The following is a 26,312-nucleotide window of genomic DNA, read 5'->3' as shown; positions in this document are numbered from 1 at the left end:
TAAGTGCAACAAGCGATTGTCGGTTTTCATCTCGATGCTGAACAGCATTGGGTGGCTGAGCTTGCTTGTGGCCACACACAGCATGTCCGCCATACGCCACCATGGCAAAACCGTCCTTGGGTACAAACTGAGCAAGGACGCCAAGAAAAAATAGGCGTTCTTTTAAACTGTAAAAAATGCGTGGAAAATGCACAAAAATAATTCTTTTGCATTCTCTTCAAATTTTAATGCTTATTTATCAATTTTTTATAAAAATTAAAAAGCCTGTGCAGCTGTACTTTCCAACCAAGTAAAACTATGTAGAAAAAATGAATATTACCGTAAGTCTTGTTCATTTTTAGTAAATGATTATACTTCTCATTTTTATTAGTAATTCAGTCTCTCCGAGCCTTATATCATGATTAAATTTTCACCACAGCCGCCTTGTGGTTCTAACCTATTCAAATATAGCCTTCTCAGCTTTATGATTTTAAATGTACATACAGCCTATGCGGATGAAGTAACGCTACAAAATAATGAGAACCCTTCTTCTCAAGCGACGACAAACAAATCAAATACAACAGCAGTTTTGCCTACCCTAAAAATTGAGGCAATGAGTGAACTTGATCCAATCAAAAGCTATGTCGATTATGATCAGGCCAATGTCACCCGTAATGGCTTAAAGAAAAAAGATATTCCTCAAACCATCGACACCATTGATGTACAGAAATATAAAGTCTATGGGTCTAACGACCTCAGTGTGATGCTACAAGGCACACCGGGAGTATCCACCAGCTACGATACGCGTGGTGATGGCATCACCCTCCGTGGTTTCTCTGCCGACTCGGGTGATATTTACCGTGATGGTATTCGTGAAAGTGGCCAAGTCCGTCGCAGCACATCCAACATTGAGCGGATCGAAATTTTAAAAGGTCCAGCCTCGGTACTTTACGGTCGTAGTGCTGGCGGTGGTGTGATCAATATGGTGAGTAAATACGCCAACTTTGACTCGAAAAGTTCCGTCGGTACTTATGTAGGCTCATATGATAACTACGGTGCAACAGCAGATATCAACCAAGTGCTGAATGACAACTGGGCTGTGCGCTTAACGGGTGAATACGGTGAAGCGGATAGTTTCCGCTCAGGCATTGACAGTAAAATTGAGATGATCTCGCCAAGTTTCACGTATAAAAATGATGATGAAACCCTTACGTGGACCACACAATATACTTACGACAAATTAAATCGAACCCCTGACCGTGGGCCTTCTTATAGTAATTTACCTGCGGGTGTTTCAATCAAGACTGGCTTTGCTCAAGAAGGCGATTTTATTGAAGATGAATTACAAGTTATTCGTACTGATGTGAAATATCAATATGCGCCAAATTGGAAATTCCACTGGGCGCTCAGTTATCGCCAAGCTTATCAGAACTTTGACAACTTCTTTGGTGGCACCTATTGCAACAATAATCTCACTTTAGAAACAACGCCGAAAGCATGTACTTGGAATGGTTACGTACGTCAAAGCTATGCATGGCAAGAAACCATGAATAAAACCATTACCAATACTTTTGATATTTCTGGCTCATTCAAAACGGGAGCTGTAGAACATCAGCTCCTCGTCGGTGCAGATGTCAGCCGTGAAGACCGCTCACCAAAACTAGGAAATTACTCAAGTGGCTCAGGTGTTCCTCGCTACTATGGTTTTATTAACCCCTACAATCCAACAGACCAATATAATACGTTGCCAAGCTCGGAACGCCTCCCTGTAACCTCGGAAAATCATCACGTAGGTGAGTCAATGGGGTTCTTCGCTCAAGATTTAATTAGCCTGACACCTGAACTCAAAATGATGTTAGGTATGCGCTATGATCAGTACAATTTCAAATCGACCAATCATACCCAGAACATTTCAAAACAATATGATGATACGACCTTCAGCCCTAATATTGGCCTTGTATGGCAACCATCAGAACAACACAGTTTTTATACCTCATATAATAAGAGCTTCGCCCCTTATGGAGGTCGTGGCAATATTTCTGTTGATGTTAATACTGATCCTAAATACTATGATGCTGAACCTCAATACAATGAACAATATGAAATTGGGGTTAAAAGTGACTGGTTAGACCAACGTTTAAACACACAACTTTCTGTTTATGACATTCGTAAAAAGAATATTCGTTATCAACCTGATGCCAAAGAACAACCCTTCCTTTGGTCTATTGGTGGTGAACATCAATCTAGAGGCTTAGAATTTAGCTTTATTGGTCGTGTACTGGACAATGTATTTGTCCGTGGTGGTTATGGTTATACCGATACTGAAGTGAAAAAAGATAAGGAAAAACCACAGAATGTAGGGAATGCGCTAGCAAATACCTCTAAAAATACAGGCAACCTATTTGTGCGCTACTTACCTACAGAAAAGCTTTATGGTGAAGTGGGTGTGACCTATGTTGGCTCTTATTACACAAACATCAATAACTTGAACAAAATGGAAGGCTTCAACCGTGTCGATGCTGCCATTGGTTATAGTGCTGACCCATGGAACGTGACTTTAGCTGTCAGCAACCTGACCAATAAAGAATACTGGCGTTCGGACTCTATGCCAGGTACACCACGTAGCTTCCTCATGCGTTTGAACTACCAGTTCTAAACCCCTTCAGTTAAAACGCGATCTCAAGCGGAACAGGTCACTGTTCCGCTTTTTTATGCTTACTAAGGAGTGAATAAGTCAATCGATGCATGCTTCTAACCTTTTCTGATAAAGCGCAAGAAACGGATTTTCAGGCCTGACTGGATTTGTTACTGTTTTCTTAAGTTAAATGATTTCCGCGAGTAATCATGACAGAGCATAGCAATTACGCACGTGTGGCAAAGGCAATTGAATACATTGAACAAAACTTCAAACAGCAACCCAGTTTGACCGAGATTGCAGAACACGTGCATTTAAGTCCTACACATTTTCAGCGTGTCTTTAGCGAATGGGCAGGTATTAGCCCGAAAAAATTTCTGCAATATATTAGTGTGGAATATGCAAAGTCAGTTTTGAGCAATCACACAGAGCATAATATCTTTGCAGCTACCTTTGACACTGGCCTTTCCAGTACCAGCCGATTGCATGATTTATTTGTCCAAATCGAAGGTATGACACCCTCAGAATATAAACAGGGCGGTGAAGCACTCCACATTCACTATAACTTTGCCGAAACCATTTTTGGCTCCGTCATGATCGCCTCAACCCCTAAAGGGATTTGCCATATGGCCTTTACCGAAGCAAATCGGGATGCATTGGCCTATCTAAAAAAACAGTTCCCACGCGCAACATTTATTGAAGGTCAGGATGAATTACAACGCAAAGCACTCGCAATTTTTCAGCAAGATCAAAATGACCTATCAAAGATTAAACTACATCTAAAAGGCACCGACTTTCAGCTCAAAGTTTGGCAAAGTCTGCTTAAAATCCCCATGGGGCGGCTCAGCAGTTATGCAAAGATTGCTCAAGAGATTGGGCAAGAACGTGCCTCACGAGCGGTCGGAACAGCCATTGGTAACAATCCCGTTGCCTTTTTAATTCCCTGCCATCGGGTTATTCTGTCTTCAGGGCAACGTGGTGGCTATATGTGGGGAACAACACGCAAAACTGCAATGATTGGCTGGGAAGGTGCGCATAGCCAAACATCAACCAAAAAAGAGAGCGAATAAAAAAGGAAGCAGTAGCTTCCTTTTTTTTATTTCAACGTTCAGACGCCATATTTCACGCGGTAGGCTTCCATTTTTGCTAAAGCTTCAGTCTCACCTTTAGCCTCTAAATAATTCATCAAATCTTTCATGGTCACCAATGCATGCACAGGAATTTCCAATTCTTTTTGCACTTCTTGGATCGCAGACAGTTCACCTTGACCTTTTTCTTGACGGTCTAATGCCACCAACACACCTGCAATCTGCGCACCTGCATTTTTCAAAATGGTGACTACTTCACGGATCGCTGTACCCGCAGTAATCACATCATCAATAATCCAGACTTTTTTACCTGCAACGGACGCACCAACCAAGACCCCGCCTTCACCATGATCTTTGGCTTCTTTACGGTTAAACCCCCAAGGCACACTCACGCCATGATTTTGTGACAAAGCCACTGCTGTTGCAGCCACAAAAGGAATCCCTTTGTACGCAGGACCAAAGACGACCTCAACATTGTTGCATTCTGTCAGTTTGGCTGCATAGCCAGACGCCAGTAATGACAAGGCTTCACCGTCATTCAGTAGACCTGCATTAAAAAAATAAGGACTCACACGACCCGATTTTAAAGTAAACTCACCAAATTTAAGCACACCACGTGATAATGCGAGTTCGATAAAAGCTTGAGGGTTAAATGTCGCTTGCGTTGTCATGCAGTGCTCCGTATTTTCAAATTGAGGTAAGACTTGCGCATGATACCAAAGAGTAGCTATCCAAGTGATCAAAAAATTTTACGTGTGGTTTCAATTAACGTAAATGGTCTACGTTCTGCAGAAAAAAAAGGGATTTTTGATTGGATTGCCACATCAGATGCTGATGTAATTTGCATGCAAGAATCTCGCATCACCCACGAACAATGGACCGATAAATTTAAACCTGAAGGTTGGCATACCCACCTGTTTCCTGCTGAACGTCCAGGTTATGCAGGCACCGCCATTTATAGCCGTTTGCCCTTTGTTTCAGTCACGGATGGACTTGGTTTTGAATTGGCCGATTCTCAAGGTCGCTTTATTTCCGCTGAGTTTGACTTAGGCTTAGACCAAAACGTACATATTTGTTCACTCTATTTACCATCGGGTTCTTCTGGTGAAGAAGCACAAGTACGTAAAGATCACTTCTTAGAAGAATACAAACAAATTTTGAAACAATGGCATGATGAAAATAAATCTGTGATTGTCTGTGGTGACTACAACATCGTGCATAAACGCATCGACATTAAAAACTGGTCAGGCAATCAAAAAGCCTCAGGCTGCTTACCGCACGAACGCGCTTGGCTCGATCATATTTATGATGAACTTGGCTATGTCGATACTTTCCGTGAAGTGCGTCCAGAGGCTGAGCTTTATTCATGGTGGTCAAACCGTGGACAGGCCCGTGCGAAGAACGTAGGCTGGCGCATTGACTACCAAGCGTGCTCACCTGACTGGAAAGCCCGCACAGTCAATGCTTGGGTCTATAAAGAAACATGGTTTAGCGACCATGCACCTGTCATTATTGACTACAAAATTTAGAAAAATTTAAGCATTTAGCTCCTATTCAGTGAACATTTGTTTACTGAATAGGAGCTTTTAACCTACATTATCTGCCGTTTTTTGAGTCTTTTTCTGATCAATCAATCAGTGCATTATATTTCCACGGCAAAGGGACGATGTCAGGATGACAGCACAAGGACAGGACGCCGTAGGATAAAATTAAAACGAACTATGGAAATAGTTGGTTTTCAAGGATGTGACAATGGACGTTGTAATGAGACCCGCATGATCAGGATGATTAAATGCGGGTTTTCTCTTTTTTAGTCTCTGCCTTTTTAATTCTTCTTTTTATATTCTATTTTTCTTTGATTTGATTCTAAATCGCTTTTATGACAAGACGATGACGCTTTAAGCTTAAATCCAGACACTAGAGCTCCTGTGCTTTTTCCGTTACTCTAAACCCAGCTTAAAATTCAGAAGGGTTTTCCATGTTAATCGTGTATGGCATTAAAAATTGTAATTCAATGAAAAAAGCATTCGACCTACTGAATGAGTTAGGCTTAGCCTATGAGTTTCATGATTATAAAAAACAAGGTATTGATGCTGCGACTGTCAAAACATGGCTCGATCAGATTGGGGCAGATGTGGTTCTGAATAAAAAAGGTACCACTTGGCGTAAGCTGACTGAAGCAGAACAAGACACTGCTTTGGCTTCAGAGCAAGGACTGATTGATGCTCTCACCAAACATAACAGTCTCATTAAGCGCCCCGTGATTGCAACCCCAAATGGTTTTATTGTGGGTTTCAATGAAGATGAAATTCGTGCCCTAAAGGCATAACAAAAACAAAAAAAGCCGAGCAATTGCCCGGCTTTTTTTGTTGGATGGGATTAGTTCGCACGAATCCAAGTTTGGTTACGGCCTAATGCAGCCACACCAATGTAGCCACGAAGCTCTAGTTTTTTACCACCAGCCGCAATGTTGCCTTTTAGTTTATAAGTTTTACCTGTTTGCGGATCTAAAATTGATCCACCGTCATAGCTTGTACCACCCACATTTTTCAGACCATGTACAATCGTTAAACCTTTCAACGATTTATTTTTGTATGGCCCTTCACACTTGGTACATGCATTTTCTTCACCTGGCGTCAAAATACCTTGAATACTTGCAGTTAAAGTTCCATTTTTTTGCTCAGTGAATTTAACCAAGGCTTTCGCTTGTTTAGTTTTGTCATCAATCGTTTTCCAAACAGTGCCATTCAGCGGATCTGCTGCATGAGCTAGAGCGGTTAATCCTAGTACGCTTAACGCAAGTGCAATTTTTTTCATTTTTGTCATTTCCCTAGTCTAGTATAGACGACTATCATTATTAAAAAGTCACAACAATTTTTCAATTTTTCAATGTGACCAATTAGTGTAACCTTGTAAATTATGTTGGTAAATACACAAACTCAAGGTAAAACAAATAACAAAATGGAATAACTATGAAGATTGCCGATCCGTGGAAACAAATCATTACAGAGCAGTTTTTAAAAACCACGATTCGAACCCCTAGTCGCTTTAGTCTCCCACCCAGTAGTCAGCGTTTTTTTCTTGAACAAATGTGTCGTGCATTTCCGCTCAATAAGTCGGTCCAGATTCGCCCTCTACGTCTTGCTGGCCTGCGTGCAGAAGAGTTAAAACCTGAAACTGAAGCCACTCAGCTCATTTTGCATATTCATGGTGGAGCTTTCTTTTTAGGTTCAATGAATACCCATCGCGCTTTTATCTCAGATCTTGCAGCTAGCACACAAATGCAAGTCATTCACCTTGACTATCCTTTGTCACCCGAACATCCCTATCCTGAGGCCATTGACGCACTGTTTGATGTTTATCAGTTATTATTGGAGCAAGGGATACAAGCCAAAGATATTATTTTATCGGGGGATTCATGTGGTGCAAACTTAGCGCTAGCCTTGGCGCTGCGCATTCGTGATGAGCAACGTCCTCAAGTCAGTGGGCTGATTCTGCTTTCGCCATTTTTGGATTTAAGCTTAACCAGTGAATCTATTCGCTATAACAGCAAGCTCGATGCACTGTTATCCATCGAAGCCCTCGAAACAGGCATCGACTATTATGTTCCAAAGCAAATCGACCCCGCCGACCCGCTTGTTTCACCTTTATTTGACGATTTAGCAGACCTCCCACCGACCCTTGTGCAAGTCGGTTCGAAAGAAATTCTCTTGGACGATGCACAGCGGTTTAGAGATAAAGCAATCAAGGCGGGCGTAGATGTAACATTTAAACTATACACAGGCATGTGGCATAACTTTCAAATGTTTAATGCATGGTTTCCAGAAGCTAAAATGGCGTTGGATGATATCGCAACGTTTGCTCAAGCACTCGATCAAGACTAGACCCATCCCGCGTAAAAAAAGGTCAGCTTAACGCTGACCAAATGAGGAATCATGGGACTACAGTTATTGTTATTAAATCGTTTGCACCTGTGCTAAAGCTGCTGCAATGGCTTTGTCTTTCAGCTCTGGACCCATATTCACGCCTTCAGCACGAATGATTTCAACATCTGTCACACCGGTAAAATTAAAGACGGTTTTTAAGAAGCCTTCTTGGAAGTCAACAGGACTATTTTCACCATAGATACCACCACGACTACTGGCAATATAGGCTTTCTTGTCACCAGCCAAACCGACCGGGCCATGTTCAGTATATTTGAAAGTACGACCTGCAACACTAATACGGTCAATCCACGCTTTTAAAGTCGACGTAATCCCGAAGTTATACATAGCTGCACCAATCACCACAACGTCCGCATCTAAGTACTGTTGAATAATACGTTCGCCCAGAGCCAATTGTTCTACATTTTGACCCATTAAAATTTCTGCGTCTAAATGTGGAATCGGTTGCGTTGCCAAATCCAAATATTCAACTTCAACTTGCGCATGCTTTTCACTGAGTTGCGAAACAATAGCTTGGCTCAACTGACGAGACACAGAAGCATCCGCCATAATACTTGAATCAATGTGTAAAACTTTCATGGAGTGTTCCAACATAATCTTTATAGAATAGTTGCATTTTAAAATAAGATTATTCTTAGAATAATAGACCTATTCAAAACACTATGTTCTAAAAATAGAATGGTCTTCCCTACTGAACTACGTACTCAGTTCGTCACCTTTGATACCGTCTTTTTATAAGATTGTGATATGTTGAAAGCAATGTATAAGAAATCAATCACATTATTTAAAAAACAAAGCGGATATATCAAGGATGAAACGTTTGAATGAGTTCGTGGTTCTCAATACCTAAACAGCTAAGCAACGGCAAACTTTCTCGTTATCTACTTGAAGAGGAAGTGATTATGAACTGGGATACCTTGAAAAAGTGTATTTTAATCCTTGTTCTCGGCTGTTGTGTCAATTTGATCTGGTTAGTTTGGGAGACTTTTGTACTATTCAACTCAGAATATTGGCATGTCGTTAATGTTCAGCTTTTGCGCCACAAATTGGTTATTAATTCTATTTTTTTCATCACATTATTGGGTTTGATATACCCTTGCTATGCTCTACAAAAACACACTTGGGTACAACGATTCCTGCCCTATATTGCGATTGGATTTTTAATCATCTCACTTTGCTATAACGGATATATGATTGGGGTGTTTAGCCCTGTCACTATGGTGGTCTATATTTGTCTTATCGCTGTGGGTTTGGTGTTGTTTGAGCGAAAGATTGTGTATGTGATGTTAGTTCCTGCTACAGGCTTCTTAACCTTCTCAGGCTACCTCAGTTTTATTGATGTGATTCCTTATGCTCCTATTTTTCAGATTGATGGCCAACTCTTTCTCAATGGGTTTTGGCTCCTGTCGATGCTGTATTTCGTTATCCCTATCCTAATCACTTGTCTAATTTTATTTGAAATTTTACTTAGCCAATGGCGACATCGTGAACGACTCATTCAACATTTAAGTCAGATCGATCCACTGACCAATACATTTAACCGTCGCCGTATTAGCCAAAGTCTGGAGTATTTGCATCAGCAAGATCCGCATAGTCCATATGCTGTCGTCCTCTTAGATCTCGATCATTTTAAAAGCATCAATGACAAATTTGGACATCATATGGGAGATAACGTGCTCATCGCTGTGAGCCAAGAATTAAATGACCAAATACAAAAACATGACCTAGTGGGGCGCTTTGGCGGAGAGGAGTTTATCCTTATTTTAAAACATGCTTCACTCCCTAAAGCCTATCAAATTGCGGAACGTTGTCGCTCAGCCATCGAGGCTTTAGTCATAAACAATGATGAAGGTCAATCCATCCGCGTTACAGCCAGTTTTGGTATTGCACAATCTCACCATGAACTCAGGCCTCAGCAACTCTTGAGTCAAGCCGACAAAGCACTCTATGCAGCTAAAGCCAGTGGACGCAATCAAGTCAAATGTTATCTGGAAATCAATCCCTGTGAGCTCAAATATAGCGCTGCATGTGGTGACACACAGCACATTTCACCTAACTAAGCGGCTTCTGCCCGTGCCGCGTCGACCCATTGTATGACCGCAAAATGCTGCATAATGTGTTGCATATACTGCTGGCTACGTTCAGATACAGGCAGCGCATAACTCTTGAAACGCATCACTACAGGGGCATAGAAGGCATCGGCTATAGAAAAATCACCAAATAGAAAGAGATGCTCATCCGAACGCTGTACCCAAATCTGTTCAATTCGTTCGACATCTGCTCTTAATTCAGCATGATGCGCCAACAGAGCTTGGCCCTCAGCTATGCTGTACTGTGTTTGAATATGCATTGGACACAATTGGCGTAGTGCCATAAAACCACTGTGCATCTCACCACTGATACTACGTGCTTCTGCTCTCAAATGGTCAAGCTTGGGCCACAGGGCTAAATCTGGATTTTGCTCGGCCAAATACTCACAGATGGCTAAAGAATCCCAAATTTTAAATTCACCCACATCCAATACGGGCACTTTAGCATTAGCATGAATCTGAGACAGTTGCAGTTTAAAGGTCGGGTCTTCTGCATCAAAGCGAATGAGGATTTCTTCAAAATCCAGATCAAATGCAGTCAAGACCAACCATGCTCGCATCGACCAACTAGAGTAATTTTTATTGGCTATATATAAACGCTGCATACCCGCTCTCCCTCAGGTTTAAAAACGTTTTAATTGGGCTAGCAGTTCGGCCTCAGTAAATGCACCCGTTAAACGTAAACCACGAATTTCTTGTTGTGAGGTATCTAAGAATAAATAGGTCGGTGGTCCTAAAATATCCCACTGGTTTAAAAGCACTTGATGGGTTGCATCGTAATGACTCAAATCCAATTTAATCAAATAATACGGCGCAAGCGCTTGCTGTACGGTTGCCGATTTTAATATACGGTGTTCGATTGGCTGACAAGCAACACACCAATCAGCATAGACATCGATAATGATTTTTTGACCTTTGGGTGCTTGTGCCAAGAGCTGCTTAAACTCCGCTGCCGTCGTTGCCACATGCCAACGTGCAGATGCAGCCACTGGTGCTTCAAAGAAGCGCTGACTCTGCTGATATTGGCTATAAACAATATACGTCCCACCAATGACTAAAGCCACGATGTATAGCATACGTAACTGGGTTTTATGCCACATCAAACGATACAATACATAGATAATAAAGCCTAAACCCAGCAGCAGACTCAGTGCTTGCATCCATGTTTCAGAAAGCAAAGGACGCACAAAATACAGCGCCAAAGCCAACATAATGAAAGCAAAGAATACTCGAACCTGATTCATCCACAACCCTGCGCGAGGCAATACCTTAGCACCCAGTACGCTTGCCAATAACAATGGTGTCCCCATACCAAACCCTAAGGTGAACAGCAAAATAGCCCCTTGCCACTGGCTTTGTGTCTGCGAAATAAACAGTAAAGCGCCTGCCAATGGGGCCGTCATACAAGGTCCAACCAACAACGCAGAGATCATGCCCATAATCGCAGCACTGATCAGGCTTCCACCCTTTTGCATAGACTGGATATGATCGAGTTTATTCACCACAGCCTGCGGCAGTTTAAGTTCAAACAAACCAAATAGATTGAGCGCGAATAAAACAAAAAGAATGCTAAAAGCAATCAGGGTGGATGGCTGTTGTAGCCAACGCTGGAAGTTCAACCCTGCAGATGAGGCCACCAAGCCTAAAATGGCATAGACCATGGCCATACTGCTCACAAAGACCAAGGCAATCATCCATGCTTTGAGGCCTTTGCTATCGCGAATAATTAAAGAGGTTAAAATCGGCAACATCGGCAAAGAACACGGCGTAAACGCCAGTAATATTCCGAGGCCAAAGAACAGCAATAAACCATAAGCCAATGAGCTTTTGGCTAACTCTTCAGACCAAATTTGATCTTGCGCAGCAATCGCATCGGAAGCTGTTGTGACGGGTTCAGTAGTGACTGTTGGGTTGATCGGCTCAAATTGCGGATTCGATTGCGTGGCTAAATCTAGCAGTCGTTTTGAGCTACCTGCTTGGTCTTGTAGGCTGACCAAGCCATTGATATCAGTTTTAAACTCAATACTTTGCGGTGGATAGCAAATGCGATCTTTGGCACAACCCTGCCAAGTCACCTGATAAGTTTGCGAAGCTTGTGTATTTAAATCAAATTGTACTTGTTGATAATAAACTTGGGTATGCCCATAATTTTCATCATATAAATCATGGGCTGGAGGTAGCTCTAACTTAAGCGCCTGTCCTGCCTGTTTCACTTCAAATTTGTGCTGATACAAATAATACTGTTCAGGAATATTCCAGTGCAATTGAGCCGTATGCTCAGTTGTGGATTCCACTGTAAATGGAAAAGCCTCTTCAGCTGAAAGGAGTGGAGTTTCTGCATGAACGTTTAGGATACTGGCCCAAATACACAGATTGATGATCAATACTGACAATGCCAAATACCACGTTTTGCCGCTCATCCCCTGTTTCAGATGAAGATGCTTTTTCATAATATGTTCTTTTTCTAATTAAAATAAGTATGAGACGCCAAGGCCTGAATAATAACTTTTATCTGAACCATTTAAGTCGACACCAACACTTGCATCCAACTGCATCCGATTATTCACCGCATACATGACACCTGTACCGAGCGCATATTCATTGTCTTGACTTTCTGCTTTACGGTAAACCAATTCAGAGAAACCACTGAGTTTATCGGTAAATTGGTACTCTAAAGTCGGAATCGCAGAAATGGCCCAATCACTATTTTGTACTTCATAACGCATGGTGATAGATGTCGACACGAGGTCGCTATAATCGTATGCCACCACAGATGACAGGCTATAAATATCATCTTCATTGGTGAAACCATCATTACCTGTGGCAATAATCGCTTCAGCTAACACTGCCATGCTCAAGCGTTCATCATCCAGTGGAATTGCCGCTTTCACCCCCACACTGACATCACCCAAACCATCTGTTTCAGACTTATTGCCTGCCACTTTCACTTGCTGCCACGACGGACCCGCCCAACCCAGTTGCAATTCGATGTTTTCAGCCAACCCTGTGCGCAATAACATATCTGCATTTAAGTTGGTGGTTTTGACTTTTTCACCATCAGCCGTGGTCGATTCAGCATAGTGCGCATTGGCCAAGCCCTGCTCCCAAGCCAACTGCCCCACAGGCGTAATCCCTGTCCCTATGCCCGAACCCGGACGGTCAAAGGAAAAATCTGCGGCCATCACATTCATACTGAACCCAGCGGCTACACATAAACCTAAATGTTTTAATTGCATCATGATGATCTCGCTGTTTAAGCTAATTCTTTTGTCATTTTTGCACCATGCTGACGAAGCAACTCTAAGGTTTGCTTTTCTTCAGCCAATGCTTCGGCCCAATTAATTTCGTCAAACTCACAATCAAAGAATAGATCGCTAATGGAGGATAAAATAGTTAAGCCATCTTCATCTTTGGTGTTTGGATCGACTTTTTCGTCCAACAAACGTTTGACCGCGGGCGCACACGCCGCACTTGCAGCATCCCAAAGTGGGCCATAAATTTCTTCTGTATCCCACAAATGCAAGTTTGCTTTGCCATGAATCAGTTGTTCTAAAATGTCTAAATGTACCGCTAGAGTCTGTTGTTTTTCTTGTTCTGACAGTGGTGCGCCTGCTTCATACGCTTCGCAAATCGCTTCCCACCATTTGAATAAGCCATCTGACCATACAGAAATCACAGGTCCTTTTTCAGGATCGATAAAATTGAGACTTAACCCATCAGTCAATAGACGTTGAACTTGTTGAAGATCTAATTCTTCAAGTGCTTGCACGAAAGCTTGTTGTTGCGCGGTTAACATGGAGATGACGCTCTTCAATTCAGTTTATTCTATTATGCCGAATAAACGGCACATTTGTTATCTGTAATGTTGGATAAAAGTGAGTATACCCAGCATTAAAAAAGCCCCTTAATCAGGGGCTTTTTTTAAATTCGGTGAGGTTTAATCTTCCTCATCATCAACTAGGCCATCATCCTGATCTGCATATACAGGTTGGCCAGCACGTGGTTTATCATTTTTTTCAAAGGTATGTTCTAAACTACGTTTAAGGCGATCGATCGCGCCATGAATCGCGGTATCAACATTATGACCTTTATGATTTACAACCACGGGTTTTAAACCTGCTGGACGTGCTTCAATCATGCATTGAATATCGTCATCTCCGCCTTTATGGCTATTGGCATCACTTAAATGCACTGAAAAATGGGTAATGCGCTCACTGTGACGTTGAAATTCTTGATTCAACTCTTCGCGTATATAACTAATTAAACGGTCACTATTTTGAATGTTTTTATCTGTACGGATTTCTATGTTCATAAAATAACATCCTCTCTCTTTCTTTATTCGACTCTTTTTTGCACGAAGAATTTTATCTCTTGGTACACTTGTAACGTACTGTTTTAACAGTATTCGACCATCTTCAATTGCTTTGGAATGCGACCTCCATCGATTGAATGATGAACACTTTTGAGTCTGCAGATCTGTGTCCTTCTCCTTTGAATATCGGGCCTAACTGAAAATTATGCAAGTGATATTTTTAAAAAAATATGAAAAGGATACTTATTGTGACAAGCCCTTACTTGTATAGCCAAAAACGAATGGATTAGATTCCACCTTCTCGCTATTCGCATGACTTCATTGACGATAATGAACAAAAAAATCTCATGATTATGACAACTTCAATTACAGCAGGAATGACTCCAAACATCGACAACTCATTCTTTGCAAACATCTCCAAATAAGTGCAAAACTTGTTCCATTTTAGGGTTCGCTCGAGCTGTATCATGTCGATATTGCTAAATTTATTATTTAATTACTTACCATTTTCGCCAAGAGAGCTCATATCAAATGTAAGTGTCATGCCTGAAAGGCAACATTAAACCATTTGGTAAAAAAAGTACAAAAAATGACTCATTTTTAAGTTTATTTTCCATGACGTTCGTCAAATTTGGCTTTATTTTTGCTTAATAATCGGTATCCTGTATCCGATTTTTTGGGGAAATATTCATGAAACTGACTCAAATTGCTGCTTTTGTAGCATTATCTTCTGCTGCGGCAATCTCTCAAGCTGCGCCGATTTGGCAAGACTTTAGCTTCACTGGTTTATATGGTGAAAACTACAAATCACCATTTGTGACTCAGGACGAAAAACTTGAGCAAACAACTATTACTGCAGAATATGCAGCAGGTTTCAAATATGGCGATTTTTTCGCTTTTGCTGACCGCACCAACAACGATGCTGATGGCAATGAAACTTACTTTGAAGTTGCGCCACGTTTCAGCTTAGGTGCAATGACAGGGACTAAACTTGAGCTTGGGCCAGTTAAAGACGTGTTAGTTGCAACAACATGGGAAGGCGGTGAAGGTTTCAACAACTACCTCTATGGTATTGGGTTTGCCTTAAACGTGCCATATACACAATATGCAAACATCAACTTTTACAAAGCAGATAACGACCTGACTGAAGATGATTATCAAATGACCATCACCTATGCAGTACCGTTCAAACTGGGTTCTGAAGACTTTTTAGTTGATGCCTTCCTAGACTGGTCAACTGCCGAAGATGACCATGCAAGCGAGTTAAACTGGACTAGTCAGTACAAATGGAATGTAGGTAAACACATTTCTCCAGATACACGCCTTTACGTAGGTATCGAGCACTCAGTTTGGAATAACAAATACGGCTATAAAGGCGTTGACCAAAATGACGTAAGTGCGTTAATCAAATACCACTTCTAATTCACTTTTGTGAATATCCAAAAGCAAGACTTCTGTCTTGCTTTTTTTTATGCAAAAGCAGCATGATAAAGCCCCCAACGATACAACCTTACCGTCATGTCTTTTCTCATTCGTCCAGCCACTGAACGCGATCTGCCCACGATCCAAAATATTTATAATGCAGAAGTTTTACATGGCATGGCCACTTGGAATGAACATGCCTATGATTTAGCGCATTTCCAAAGACAATTACTACACTTTCAACAAAACCAATTTCCATTTTGCGTGGTGGAAGACCAAGAAACGCAGGCCATTGCAGGTTTTGCAGATTATGCCACCTTCCGTAATTTTTCAGGCTATCGTTATACCGTTGAGCACTCGATTTATATTTCACCCAACTATGCCCGTCAGGGCTTAGGTCAACAGCTTTTAGCCTATTTGATTGAACAAGCAAAAATGCAGCAAATGCATGTCATGGTTGCAGGGATTGACCACGCCAATCTGGCTTCAATTGCTTTACATGAAAAGTTTGGCTTTGTACAAACTGGCTATATGCCCCAAGTCGGACAGAAGTTTGGGCAATGGCGTGATCTGGTGTTGATGCAACTGCTGTTAAATCAGTGAGGTCGGGACTAAATTGTCACTGGTGACACTAATTACGGCATAGGTATGCTTGGCCGCATGTTCATAAAAGTTTTTAAGCTGAGCAAAGAGTAAACTTAACTCGGCAAATTGCAATTCAATCGATTCGGTCTGGATGCCATGTTCCTGTTCTAAGCGTTTCAAACACGTGTTTTGCATATGTTTTTTAAAGTCATCGATATCCAGTTTTTCTAAAGCCTCTTGGACTTCAACCACACGAACCGCGGTGTTATAACGCACCTCTGTAAGTTGTTTTTGGCGCTCTGCCAAATAATGCTCGGCTTGCACACTCAAAGCCAGTAATGAAGTGCCAGACTTAAAACTGCCTTGCAATAACGTCTGTAAGATTTTCCAGTTTTTACCTAAAAGCAAATGTGACTCGATGTACTCCGAATTCAGCACATCGTCGACAGAAATCGATTCTAAAATCAACGTTTCCAACGCATTGGGCGGAATACTTAATAATAATGTGTCCATATGGCTGCTCTTATTGTTGTTGCTTTCCATTAGCTTAACGCGTCTAAAAGCACACTGCTCAAACAATTTGTATGAGTAATTTTTCATACAAAGTGAAAGATGACCAACCTTTACTTCAAAATCAAGAACTAGAAAAACACATACTCCAACGGACCAGTCTGAGTAAATATGCATATTGGCGATGAAATCACGGATTTCCCAAGTGCTTTGGCATTTTTGGTTGGATTATGCAGGACGTAATTGTGATATTTTTCAGCTTAGTGGAAAAATTTAAATTGCGGTTCGAGGTCATCCTCAACCCTACCTTTATGCGTTATTATCTTATTTAATTATTCAAAATAATCAGAGGGTTCAATGGCAAAATTTTTAAACACCAGTGGTACAAATTTTTTTCTTGAGGAACTCATTAAAAATGCAAAAGAACGCCTTATTTTAATTAGCCCTTACCTACGGTTAAACGACCGAATTAAAGAATTACTCGAAGATAAAGATCGTCTCAAAATTGATATTCGTATTGTTTATGGAAAAAGTGATTTACATCCAGATGAAATCAAATGGATGCAAAAACTAGATTATGTACGGGTTAGCTTCTGCAAAAACTTGCATGCAAAATGTTATGTCAATGAAAGTGAATGCATTATTTCAAGTCTAAACCTTTATGAATTCAGCCAAGTGAATAACAATGAAATGGGCATCTTGGTTCGTAAATACGAGGATGCTGAAGTATTTAAAGATGCTTATGAGGAAGCGCAGCGAATCATTCGAATTAGTGATGAAGTCCGTATTACTTTAGACGAAGTAAAAGTAGAACCTGCTTCGGCACTAGAAACTAAAGAAAATGAAGGGGAAATTACGACTTTTACTAAGTTAACTACAGCAAAACTTGCTGCCAAAGTTGGTATTAAAACCCCAGACTTATTAGAAAAGTTAGTCAATAAAGGCTATTTAAACCTAACAGACAATGGAAAGCACTTACTTACAGATTCGGGGAAGTCTATTGGGGGTGAATTTAGAACGGGGCAATATGGTATTTATTTCCTATGGGATGAAAATACTGAGATTTAAAAACAGTAAATCCCTCCAAACCTCCCTTTAAAAAGGGAGGCCTTCTCTCTCCCAAAAGAAGTGGGGAGAAGTGAAGCAACTTAAATCGCCACCAATTCTCGAATCCCTTTTGCAGGCATTTCACAGCCTGCACCTTGCGCAATCACTTGCCCACGGGCCATGACGGTATATGCATCGGCCAGCTCCTCGGCAAAATCATAAAACTGCTCGACCAAAACCACCGCCATCTCGCCACCATCCGCCAGTTGACGAATCACTCGGCCAATATCTTTGATAATAGAAGGTTGAATGCCTTCTGTAGGCTCATCCAAAATTAACACCCGAGGCTCTGATGCTAAAGCACGCGCAATAGCCAGTTGCTGCTGCTGCCCCCCTGATAAATCCCCACCTCTGCGGTGCTTCATTTCATCTAAAATTGGGAAAATTTCATACAAATGCTCAGGTACTTTTCGAGTTTTAGCACCTTTAAACTTGGCCATACCAATCAGGATATTTTCTTCAACTGTTAAGGTCGAAAAAATATCACGGCCTTGTGGCACATAAGCCAAACCTGCACGAACACGTTGTTCAGGGCTCATTTTCGACATGTCCTTGCCATCAAGTAAAATCTGTCCAGACTTGATCGGTAAAATTCCCATTAAACATTTCAGTAAAGTGGTTTTCCCTACGCCATTACGCCCCAGCACCACCGAGCACTCTCCCACAGGGGCCTGAAATGAAACATCTCTTAAAATATGACTGCCACCGTAAAACTGATTGACGTCTTTGACTTCTAACATGGTCGGCTCCTTAACGCCCTAAGTACTTCTCAATCACATCTTCATTGGCCTGTACCTCGGCCAATGTACCTTCGGCTAAGATCGCCCCTTGAGCCAGTACCGTCACTTTTTCACTGATGGTGTCGATAAAGCTCATATCATGCTCAACCACCACCAAAGTATGATTTTTCTTCAACTCTAAACACAGCTCAGCCGTACGTTCTGTTTCGGCATCAGTCATGCCTGCCACAGGTTCATCAAGTAGAATCAGCTTAGGACGTTGCATAAGCAACATGCCGATTTCCAGCCATTGCTTTTGTCCATGTGACAACAGCCCTGCCGGTTTATGTACCCACTCTTCTAGCCGAATTTGCGCCAAAGACTCATCTAAAGCCAACTGCGCATCTGGATCCAGTTTACTGAAGAAGCTTTTTTTGACGCGCTTATCTTTTGGTGCCGCGAGTAGCAAGTTTTCCATCACTGTAAAATTTTCAAATACCGTTGGTTTTTGAAATTTACGCCCAATGCCTGCTTCCGCAATTTGCTCGGTACTCATCTTGGCCAAATCATAGTTTTGCCCAAAAAAAGCGGAGCCTTCGGTCGGTCGGGTTTTGCCAGTAATTACATCCATTAGGGTGGTTTTACCTGCCCCATTGGGCCCAATGATGCAGCGTAGCTCCCCTTCTTGAATGTACAGCGACAGATCATTTAAGGCACGAAAAGCATCAAACCAAACACTGACTTTTTCCAAGTACAGTGCAATCCCATGGCTAAAGTCGGCACCTTGTTCTTTGGGACGTCCATAGCCGTCTGAAGCATGGCCACCATGAGGTTGTATTAGCTCACTCATTCGCTACGCTCCTTTTTAAAACGGTCAAATAAACCGATGACACCTTTGGGTAAGAAAATGGTGACCACAATAAATAAAGCACCCAAGATTAATAACCATGCTTCTGGATAAGCCACAGTGAAATAGGTTTTCACGCCATTAATTAACCCAGCACCTAAAATGGGGCCAATCAACGTCCCACGCCCACCCGCAGCCACCCATACTGCCATTTCAATCGAATTGACCGGGTTCATTTCACTCGGGTTAATAATGCCAGCCTGAGGCACATACAGTGCTCCTGCAATACCTGCAATCACTGCGGACAGCACCCATGCAGAAAGCTTGTACCACAGCGTGCGGTAGCCCAAGTACTGCAAGCGGTTTTCACTGTCTCGAATCGCACCTAACACCCGACCGTAGGGTTTATTCATTAAATGACGCAACCCCACAAAGCACAGCATCAACACCAAAGCTGTTAAGGAACATAAGGTGGCACGCATGGGTGCAGACGTGATGTCCATGCCTAAAATAGTCTTAAAGCCTGTAAACCCATTGTTTCCGCCAAAGCCTGTTTCATTGCGAAAGAACAACAGTGCCGCAGCAAATGTCATGGCCTGCGTAATAATCGAGAAGTACACCCCTTTAATTTTGGAGCGAAAAGCAAAGAAACCAAAGATGAAGGCCACTACACCAGGCACCAACACCACCAAGGCCAAAGCCCATAAGAAATGATTGCTACCCACCCAGTACCACGGTAGTTCAGTCCAGCTTAAAAAACGCATAAAGTCAGGCAAGCTGTCACCCGCTGTCTGGCGCATCAGATACATACCAAACGCGTAGCCACCAAGTGCAAAGTACAAGCCATGGCCGAGGCTTAAAATGCCTGCATAACCCCAAACCAAGTCCAGCGCCAAAGCCACCAAAGCCAAACACATGATTTTGCCAATCAAGGTGACCCAATACGCTGAGAGATGAAAGGGTGAATCTACTGGTAGTAAATGTAACCAAGGCAGGATCAACATCACTGCAAAGCAGACCTCAATAGCAAGCGCACTATAAGGTTTATCGGAAAATAAAGAAGTGATTTTCATGCGCTTACTCCACAAAACGGCCTTTGATGGCAAACAAACCTTGTGGACGTTTTTGAATAAACAAAATCACAAGAACCAGTAGAATAATTTTTGCAAGAACAGCCCCCATCCCAATTTCAAGGACTGTACCGCTGATCCCTAAACCAAGCGCCGCCAGCACAGCTCCCCAAACTTGTCCTACACCACCCACCACAACGACCAAAAAAGCATCGATAATATAGTTCTGCCCCAAATCAGGCCCAACATTGCCCACTTGTGCTAAGGCACAGCCTGCTAGACCAGCCAGCCCAGAACCCAGCCCAAAGGCCAACATATCGATACGGCTAGAGCGAATACCAACAGCACGTGCCATTTGACGGTTTTGTGTCACGGCACGAACAAACAGACCAAAGCGGGTTTTATTGAGCAGATAAACCAACAGCAGTAGTACCGCAACTGTAAACACAATAATGGCAATCCGGTTATACGGCAGCATCAAACTTGGGCTTAAGGCAATCCCACCCGATAACCAAGAAATATTCGAGACTTCAACATTTTGTGCGCCAAAAATCATCCGCACCAATTGCATCAAAATCAGACTGACCCCAAAAGTGGCCAACAAGGTTTCAAGCTGACGACCATATAGTGGCCGAATCACCGTCCGTTCAATCAACATGCCAATTAACGCGCTCACCAAAAAGGCTGAAGGAATGGCAGCAATCAAATACCAATCGACATAGCTACCCAAGTAGGTCTTAAACAGACTTTGCACCACATAGGTGGTATAAGCCCCAATCATAATCAGCTCACCATGTGCCATATTAATCACACCAAGCAGGCCATAAGTGATGGCTAAACCGAGTGCCGCAAGCAGTAAAATGCTGGCTGTACTGAAACCTGAAAACACATGTCCAGCCCATTCACTGGCTTGGATGCGGGTTTTGATCTTACTTTTGGCATCCACCAACACAGCTTTGAGTTCTGGGTTCAAATTTGATTGAGTTAAAGCCTGCTCAATCAGTGCCAGCACATCGGGGCGGTTAGAATCGGCAAGAACTTTAGCAGCCTGAATTTGGACTAAAACATCTGGACTTTCAAAGTCGAGGCGCGCTTTAAGCTGTGCCAAGCGCTGTTTGACTTTATTATTTTGTTCATGCAGATAGAGCTGATTAATCTGCGCAACATTCAGTTCAGACAGATTATTTTCTAAAATATCAATGGCTGCTAAACGTTGGGCAGATTCTTCAGATTTTAATTTGGCCTGTGCCTGTCCAAAGTTTAAGGCTTGACGTAAAGTGTTGACCAATGTCACTTGAGACAAATCCACTGGCCAAGTTTCAATCACTTGCTCATCAGGATAACGCAATAATTTTTCATTATTTTTTAAAATATACGTCGTGCCTGCGCTGTCCCGATACAGCTCATCACTGTCGATCAGTGCCACCAGTCGATCAAATTCTTCAATCGTGCCCGGCCATTGGTTGAGCATGGCACGGCGCTCAGCAAATTCAGCTTTCACAAACCGTTGAATCGTATCATTCGATGCTGATACGCTTTGGGTCTGAGCAGAAAGTTGAGCCTCTTCAGCACAAACACTGCTACTCACGAGCTGTGCCATTGCGCACAACAGTGCAGCACAAAAAAATTTAAGATTCATAATATGACTTCCTTAAGCTTGCTTAAAACATCCCACATCGGGACGTGCTTACTGAAAAGCCCACAGCGATCGCAGCAGGCTCAACGCTTAAGAAAATTATTTAGGAATATATGGGCTCCAAGGCTCTGCTTTAATCACACTTGGTGTTTTATAGACCACATCAAACTGACCATCACCACGAATTTCACCAATCATCACTGGTTTTTGTAGATGATGATTTTCAGCATCCATTTTTAAGGTATAGCCTGATGGTGCTTTGAACTCCTGACCAGCCATTGCTTCACGAACCTTATCAACATCGGTCGTTCCTGCTTTTTCAACCGCTTGCTTCCACATATTGATGCCCACATAGGTGGCTTCCATCGGATCATTGGTCACGATTTTGTCAGCATTCGGCAACTTATACTGCACCGCATACTGCTTCATTTTATTGACAAATTCGGTGTTGGTTGGATTTTTCACCGACATGAAATAATTCCATGCAGCCAAATGTCCAACCAATGGTTTGGTATCAATACCACGGAGTTCTTCTTCACCCACAGAGAAGGCCATAACAGGAATATCTGAAGCTTTAATGCCTTGGTTACCCAGCTCACGATAGAATGGCACGTTAGAGTCGCCGTTGATGGTTGAAATCACCGCAGTTTTCTTACCCGCAGCAAATTTCTTCACATTCCCAACAATGGTTTGATAGTTACTATGACCGAAGGGAGTGTACTCTTCCATAATGTCCGCATCGGCCACACCTTTGGACTTCAAGAACGCACGTAAAATTTTATTGGTGGTACGTGGGTAGACATAGTCCGTACCAAGTAGAACAAAACGCTCTGCTTTACCGCCCTCTTCGCTCATCAAATATTCCACTGCAGGAATCGCTTGTTGGTTTGGCGCGGCTCCTGTATAGAAAATATTTTTCGACTGTTCCTGTCCCTCATACTGCACAGGATAGAACAATAAACCATTCAATTCTTCTACCACAGGTAGCACAGACTTACGCGAGACCGATGTCCATGAACCAAAAATGACTGCAACTTTGTCTTGGGTAATGAGTTGACGTGCTTTTTCAGCGAATAAAGGCCAATCAGATGCTGGATCGACGACGACAGGTTCTAATTTTTTACCCAGTACCCCACCATTGGCATTAATTTCATTGATGGTCATTAAGGCCGTATCTTTGAGTGAGGTTTCGGAAATTGCCATGGTGCCTGAGAGCGAGTGCAAAATTCCGACTTTGATGGTGTCACCACTGCTCACTGCCGCTGCTGGCTCAGACGTTGCTGTTTCCGCTTTCTCCGCAGGTTTTGAACAACCTGTCAAAGCAATAGTCCCCATCATTGCAGTTGCAAGGAATGTTTTCATGAGTAATTTTTGTTGGAACATCTTGATTTTCTCCAAACTTGAAACTTAGGGTGCATTTTGAAATGCATGATTGTTATTTGCGCTATGAGTGCCAATTCAATTTCTATGCCAAGCGAGATTTCATGATGTGAAAATAACCATAAAAAAATTTAATTATTTTAATATTTATCAATTATTTATTAATTTTTATATACATTGTATTTTAGATAGATTTATACCCAAATGACCACTTTTCTGCATACAAACTTGTATACATCATGTGTTCCAAATCAATTCATTTCGCCTAGTTCAGTCAATTGATTTGGGAAATTGTGCACAGATTAGGCGCAATTTTATTGCTCATCTGTGCAGCAAAAAGCCCGCAATGTAATGTGCGGGCTTTTTATTTTGTGCTTAACCTTGTTTAAACCACCAGTTCGGCCAAATTACCTTTCTGCTCTAACCATTCCTTACGGTCACTTGAACGTTTTTTTGCCAGTAATTTATCCAATAAACCTGCGGTGAAGTGACTGTCATCCAAGTCTAATTGGACCAAACGACGTGTGTTTGGATCCAGTGTAGTTTCACGCAGTTGGCTAGCATTCATTTCACCCAAACCTTTAAATCGAGTGATTTGCGGGTTCTTGGTTTTGCATTTTTTTAACATGCTTTCGAGTTCGTCATCGTCCAAGGCATAGTGCACATCTTTGGCATCATCAATTCGATACAGCGGTGGCATCGCCACATACAGATGTCCTTCTTCAACCAAGACTGGAAAATGTTTCACAAACAAAGCACACAGCAGCGTCGCAATGTGTAGACCATCGGAGTCAGCATCGGCCAAAATACAGATCTTGCCATAACGTAATTCGGATAAATCATCCGACCCCGGATCGACCCCAATCGCAATGGCGATGTTATGCACTTCTTGCGAAGCCAAGACTTCATCAGAAGAGACTTCCCACGTATTTAAAATTTTCCCACGAATAGGCATGATCGCTTGGAAGTTTTTATCACGCGCCTGCTTGGCTGAACCACCAGCAGAATCCCCTTCCACAATAAACAGCTCAGACTCTTCTAAGGTATGTCCAACGCAGTCTGACAGTTTTCCAGGTAACGTTGGCCCTGCCACAATTTTCTTACGTTCGACCTTTTTCGCAGCTTTCAGACGACGACCCGCTTTTGAGATCGCCATTTCAGCCAACTGCATGGCAATATCGGAGTTTTGGTTCAACCACAGTGCAAAAGCATCTTTAGCAATGTTCTGGACAATGCCCGATGCTTCACGGCTAGATAAACGTTCTTTGGTTTGACCTGAAAACTGTGGCTCTTGGAACTTCAACGATAAAATATAGTTCACACCATCCCAAACGTCTTCAGCCGACAGCTTCATATTACGTGGCAGCAAATTACGCAGTTCACAAAACTCGCGCATCGCATCGGTCACGCCTGAACGTAAACCATTCACATGGGTTCCGCCTTGCGCCGTTGGAATCAAGTTCACATAGCTTTCTTGGACTAATTCGCCGCCATCGACATTCCAACAAATGGCAAATTCGGCACTGGCACGCTCAGCATCTCCTGTTGCCACAAAGGCCGGATGAGGCAGAATCTCACGATCTTCAATTTCATCCATCAAATAATCGACGAGGCCATTTTCAAACTGCCAAACGATTTTTTCGTCATTGATTTGGTCGACGTAATTGATTTGCAAACCTGCCGCCAAAACTGCTTTGGCTTTTAAGTTGTGCTTCAGCGCTTTCAGAGCAAATTTCGGTGAATCAAAATATTTAGCTTCAGGCCAAAAGTGAACGGTGGTTCCTGTCGCACGCTTCGGAGCTTTACCTTCTAATATCGCCAAGGGCGCAGTCGGTTCACCTTGCTCAAACGCCATTTGGTAGAGGTTGCCTTGACGCTGCACTTCTACTTCGACTCGGCTAGATAAAGCATTCACCACGGAAATCCCAACACCATGCAAACCACCTGAAAACTGGTAGTTGTCGGTACTGAATTTACCACCTGCATGAAGTTTGGTCAGGATGATCTCGATCCCGCTTTGACCGTATTCTGGGTGAATATCGACAGGCATACCGCGACCATTGTCTTCCACCGACAGCGAACCATCTTTATACACGGTGACGGTAATTTTGTTGGCATGACCGGCCAGTGCCTCATCGACTGCATTATCAATAACCTCTTGCGCCAAATGGTTTGGCCGTGTGGTATCGGTATACATACCGGGACGACGACGTACCGGATCTAAACCAGATAATACTTCAAGCGATTGAGCCGTATATTGAGACACGTTGTACTGTTTCCTTATTTTAAGCAGTCCGATAAAAACTGTAATGCCATCGGTATTTTGTCTGCGAAATCTTCCATCGCATGATTGCCTTGCGTTTCCGAGATCACGAGCGCTGCGCCATTATAATAGCGCTGTGCTTCACGATAATCCAAAACTTCATCGCCTTGTTGCAATAACACTAAAATTTTGTCTGCATCTTGCACAAATGGCAGCTCAATCTGTTCTAAATAGTCCAATTGCGCATCATCAAGTGTCCAATGCTCATTGACTCTATAGGGCAGTTGCGTCGCACCAAATAGATCTCGGAACAAGTGCCATGGTTGCATAGCCGGATTGATCAGCACAGCTGGTACTGCCAACTTCGCGACCAGTTGTGTCGCATAAAACCCACCTAAGCTACTGCCCACCAGCACCACTTGATCCAACTCCTGAATCAAGGCGGTCAATTTTTCTAAGGCCAAATGTGGCGGCATGTTCAAGTCTGGCAAATGCACATGCCACTGCGGACGAGATTCGCAATAGTGTTTCAGCAATTGACCTTTCATCGATAAAGAACTGCTTTGAAAGCCATGTAAATAAATAATATTCATGCTGTACATTTACTCTTCTACATCATTTTTATTGAACTCAAAAGAGATGGCTTCAGCCGACTGTATTATTTTGTATGGATATAAAAATTGTCAGACAAAAAAATAAGGTCATCTGCTTATTCATCGCTATTG

25 protein-coding genes and 1 pseudogene are annotated in these 26,312 nt (G+C 42.4%); 10 read left to right on the top strand and 16 right to left on the bottom strand.

Annotated features, from left to right (window positions below; genetic code table 11):
• Positions 1-3: 3 nt before the first annotated feature.
• The 3 genes from CDG62_RS03500 (at position 4) to CDG62_RS03490 (ending at position 3,684) form a co-directional block, all read left to right on the top strand.
• The gene (locus CDG62_RS03500) at positions 4-201 is read left to right on the top strand and encodes a DUF3565 domain-containing protein (protein WP_087526674.1); all 198 of its coding nucleotides are present in this window, start codon (positions 4-6) and stop codon (positions 199-201) included.
• Positions 202-397: 196 nt separating this feature from the next.
• The gene (locus CDG62_RS03495; RefSeq protein ID WP_087526673.1) at positions 398-2,635 is read left to right on the top strand and encodes a TonB-dependent receptor; all 2,238 of its coding nucleotides are present in this window, start codon (positions 398-400) and stop codon (positions 2,633-2,635) included.
• A gap of 188 nt (positions 2,636-2,823) precedes the next feature.
• The gene (locus tag CDG62_RS03490) at positions 2,824-3,684 is read left to right on the top strand and encodes a bifunctional transcriptional activator/DNA repair enzyme AdaA (RefSeq protein ID WP_087526672.1); all 861 of its coding nucleotides are present in this window, start codon (positions 2,824-2,826) and stop codon (positions 3,682-3,684) included.
• 38 nt (positions 3,685-3,722) lie between these two features.
• On the opposite strand, the gene pyrE is transcribed toward CDG62_RS03490, so the two are convergent.
• Positions 3,723-4,373: an orotate phosphoribosyltransferase gene (gene pyrE, locus CDG62_RS03485; protein ID WP_004691742.1), complete on the bottom strand. Its 651-nt coding sequence runs from the start codon at positions 4,371-4,373 to the stop codon at positions 3,723-3,725.
• A gap of 39 nt (positions 4,374-4,412) precedes the next feature.
• On the opposite strand from pyrE, the gene CDG62_RS03480 reads away from it, so the two are divergent.
• Both CDG62_RS03480 and CDG62_RS03475 read left to right on the top strand, forming a co-directional pair.
• Positions 4,413-5,231, top strand: coding sequence for an exodeoxyribonuclease III (locus CDG62_RS03480; RefSeq protein WP_087526671.1), 819 nt, complete (start codon positions 4,413-4,415; stop codon positions 5,229-5,231).
• A gap of 449 nt (positions 5,232-5,680) precedes the next feature.
• Positions 5,681-6,031 carry a Spx/MgsR family RNA polymerase-binding regulatory protein gene (locus tag CDG62_RS03475; RefSeq protein ID WP_087526670.1) on the top strand — a complete coding sequence of 117 codons (351 nt, stop codon included), beginning with the start codon at positions 5,681-5,683 and terminating at the stop codon, positions 6,029-6,031.
• 50 nt (positions 6,032-6,081) lie between these two features.
• Here the strand turns inward: CDG62_RS03475 and CDG62_RS03470 are convergent, their stop codons facing one another.
• Positions 6,082-6,519, bottom strand: coding sequence for a DUF2147 domain-containing protein (locus tag CDG62_RS03470; protein ID WP_005401494.1), 438 nt, complete (start codon positions 6,517-6,519; stop codon positions 6,082-6,084).
• 155 nt (positions 6,520-6,674) lie between these two features.
• Between CDG62_RS03470 and CDG62_RS03465 the strand changes: the two genes are divergently transcribed.
• Positions 6,675-7,586, top strand: a complete 912-nt coding sequence (locus CDG62_RS03465) for an alpha/beta hydrolase (RefSeq protein WP_087526669.1) — start codon at positions 6,675-6,677, stop codon at positions 7,584-7,586.
• A 72-nt stretch (positions 7,587-7,658) separates the two neighbouring features.
• Here CDG62_RS03465 and CDG62_RS03460 read toward each other — a convergent pair whose 3' ends face one another.
• Positions 7,659-8,225 (bottom strand): FMN-dependent NADH-azoreductase, encoded by a 567-nt coding sequence (locus CDG62_RS03460; protein ID WP_087526668.1) that lies wholly within the window; start codon positions 8,223-8,225, stop codon positions 7,659-7,661.
• Positions 8,226-8,470: 245 nt separating this feature from the next.
• Between CDG62_RS03460 and CDG62_RS03455 the strand changes: the two genes are divergently transcribed.
• Entirely contained in the window at positions 8,471-9,706 is a 1,236-nt protein-coding gene (locus CDG62_RS03455; protein ID WP_171405700.1) for a GGDEF domain-containing protein, read from the top strand.
• Here CDG62_RS03455 and CDG62_RS03450 read toward each other — a convergent pair.
• The 5 genes from CDG62_RS03450 to CDG62_RS03430 form a co-directional block, all read right to left on the bottom strand.
• Positions 9,703-10,341, bottom strand: a complete 639-nt coding sequence (locus CDG62_RS03450) for a glutathione S-transferase family protein (RefSeq protein ID WP_087526666.1) — start codon at positions 10,339-10,341, stop codon at positions 9,703-9,705. The two genes, CDG62_RS03455 and CDG62_RS03450, sit on opposite strands and share 4 nt — an antisense overlap.
• 18 nt (positions 10,342-10,359) lie before the next feature.
• Positions 10,360-12,120, bottom strand: a complete 1,761-nt coding sequence (gene dsbD, locus CDG62_RS03445; protein ID WP_416232137.1) for a protein-disulfide reductase DsbD — start codon at positions 12,118-12,120, stop codon at positions 10,360-10,362.
• Positions 12,121-12,204: 84 nt separating this feature from the next.
• Positions 12,205-12,975, bottom strand: coding sequence for a transporter (locus tag CDG62_RS03440; protein ID WP_087526664.1), 771 nt, complete (start codon positions 12,973-12,975; stop codon positions 12,205-12,207).
• 14 nt (positions 12,976-12,989) lie between these two features.
• On the bottom strand, positions 12,990-13,532 hold the full coding sequence (locus CDG62_RS03435; RefSeq protein ID WP_004978318.1) for a hypothetical protein: 543 nt from the start codon (positions 13,530-13,532) through the stop codon (positions 12,990-12,992).
• 141 nt (positions 13,533-13,673) lie between these two features.
• A complete protein-coding gene (locus tag CDG62_RS03430; protein WP_004691760.1) occupies positions 13,674-14,048 on the bottom strand; it encodes an HPF/RaiA family ribosome-associated protein in 375 nt (124 codons plus the stop codon).
• Between the two features lie 690 nt (positions 14,049-14,738).
• On the opposite strand from CDG62_RS03430, the gene CDG62_RS03425 reads away from it, so the two are divergent.
• The gene (locus CDG62_RS03425; protein WP_087526663.1) at positions 14,739-15,470 is read left to right on the top strand and encodes an outer membrane protein OmpK; all 732 of its coding nucleotides are present in this window, start codon (positions 14,739-14,741) and stop codon (positions 15,468-15,470) included.
• Positions 15,471-15,566: 96 nt separating this feature from the next.
• Positions 15,567-16,073 (top strand): GNAT family N-acetyltransferase, encoded by a 507-nt coding sequence (locus tag CDG62_RS03420; protein ID WP_087526662.1) that lies wholly within the window; start codon positions 15,567-15,569, stop codon positions 16,071-16,073.
• On the opposite strand, the gene CDG62_RS03415 is transcribed toward CDG62_RS03420, so the two are convergent.
• Positions 16,062-16,568 carry a DUF1877 family protein gene (locus tag CDG62_RS03415; protein WP_087526661.1) on the bottom strand — a complete coding sequence of 169 codons (507 nt, stop codon included), beginning with the start codon at positions 16,566-16,568 and terminating at the stop codon, positions 16,062-16,064. The two genes, CDG62_RS03420 and CDG62_RS03415, sit on opposite strands and share 12 nt — an antisense overlap.
• Positions 16,569-16,922: 354 nt before the next feature.
• Here CDG62_RS03415 and CDG62_RS03410 point away from each other — a divergent pair, with 354 nt between their 5' ends.
• The gene (locus tag CDG62_RS03410) at positions 16,923-17,633 is read left to right on the top strand and encodes a phospholipase D family protein (protein WP_087526660.1); all 711 of its coding nucleotides are present in this window, start codon (positions 16,923-16,925) and stop codon (positions 17,631-17,633) included.
• Between the two features lie 80 nt (positions 17,634-17,713).
• Here the strand turns inward: CDG62_RS03410 and urtE are convergent, their stop codons facing one another.
• The 7 genes and pseudogenes from urtE to CDG62_RS03375 all read right to left on the bottom strand — a co-directional run bounded on the left by urtE (position 17,714) and on the right by CDG62_RS03375 (position 26,180).
• Entirely contained in the window at positions 17,714-18,412 is a 699-nt protein-coding gene (gene urtE, locus CDG62_RS03405) for an urea ABC transporter ATP-binding subunit UrtE (RefSeq protein WP_087526659.1), read from the bottom strand.
• 10 nt (positions 18,413-18,422) lie between these two features.
• Entirely contained in the window at positions 18,423-19,241 is an 819-nt protein-coding gene (urtD, locus tag CDG62_RS03400) for an urea ABC transporter ATP-binding protein UrtD (protein WP_087526658.1), read from the bottom strand.
• On the bottom strand, positions 19,238-20,311 hold the full coding sequence (gene urtC / locus CDG62_RS03395) for an urea ABC transporter permease subunit UrtC (protein WP_087526657.1): 1,074 nt from the start codon (positions 20,309-20,311) through the stop codon (positions 19,238-19,240). The genes urtD and urtC overlap by 4 nt, the downstream gene beginning before the upstream one ends.
• Before the next feature lie 4 nt (positions 20,312-20,315).
• A pseudogene (gene urtB / locus CDG62_RS03390) lies at positions 20,316-21,830 on the bottom strand (urea ABC transporter permease subunit UrtB); the annotation flags it as partial.
• A gap of 213 nt (positions 21,831-22,043) precedes the next feature.
• Positions 22,044-23,327: an urea ABC transporter substrate-binding protein gene (gene urtA, locus CDG62_RS03385; RefSeq protein ID WP_087526655.1), complete on the bottom strand. Its 1,284-nt coding sequence runs from the start codon at positions 23,325-23,327 to the stop codon at positions 22,044-22,046.
• A 382-nt stretch (positions 23,328-23,709) separates the two neighbouring features.
• The gene (parE, locus tag CDG62_RS03380) at positions 23,710-25,590 is read right to left on the bottom strand and encodes a DNA topoisomerase IV subunit B (RefSeq protein ID WP_087526654.1); all 1,881 of its coding nucleotides are present in this window, start codon (positions 25,588-25,590) and stop codon (positions 23,710-23,712) included.
• A gap of 14 nt (positions 25,591-25,604) precedes the next feature.
• A complete protein-coding gene (locus CDG62_RS03375; protein ID WP_087526734.1) occupies positions 25,605-26,180 on the bottom strand; it encodes a YqiA/YcfP family alpha/beta fold hydrolase in 576 nt (191 codons plus the stop codon).
• Positions 26,181-26,312: the final 132 nt, after the last annotated feature.

Source organism: Acinetobacter sp. WCHA55, from assembly GCF_002165305.2.
Classification (GTDB): Bacteria; Pseudomonadota; Gammaproteobacteria; order Pseudomonadales; family Moraxellaceae; genus Acinetobacter.
Note: the sequence above shows the minus strand (reverse complement) of the source record. Positions and strands in the feature narration are given on the sequence as shown.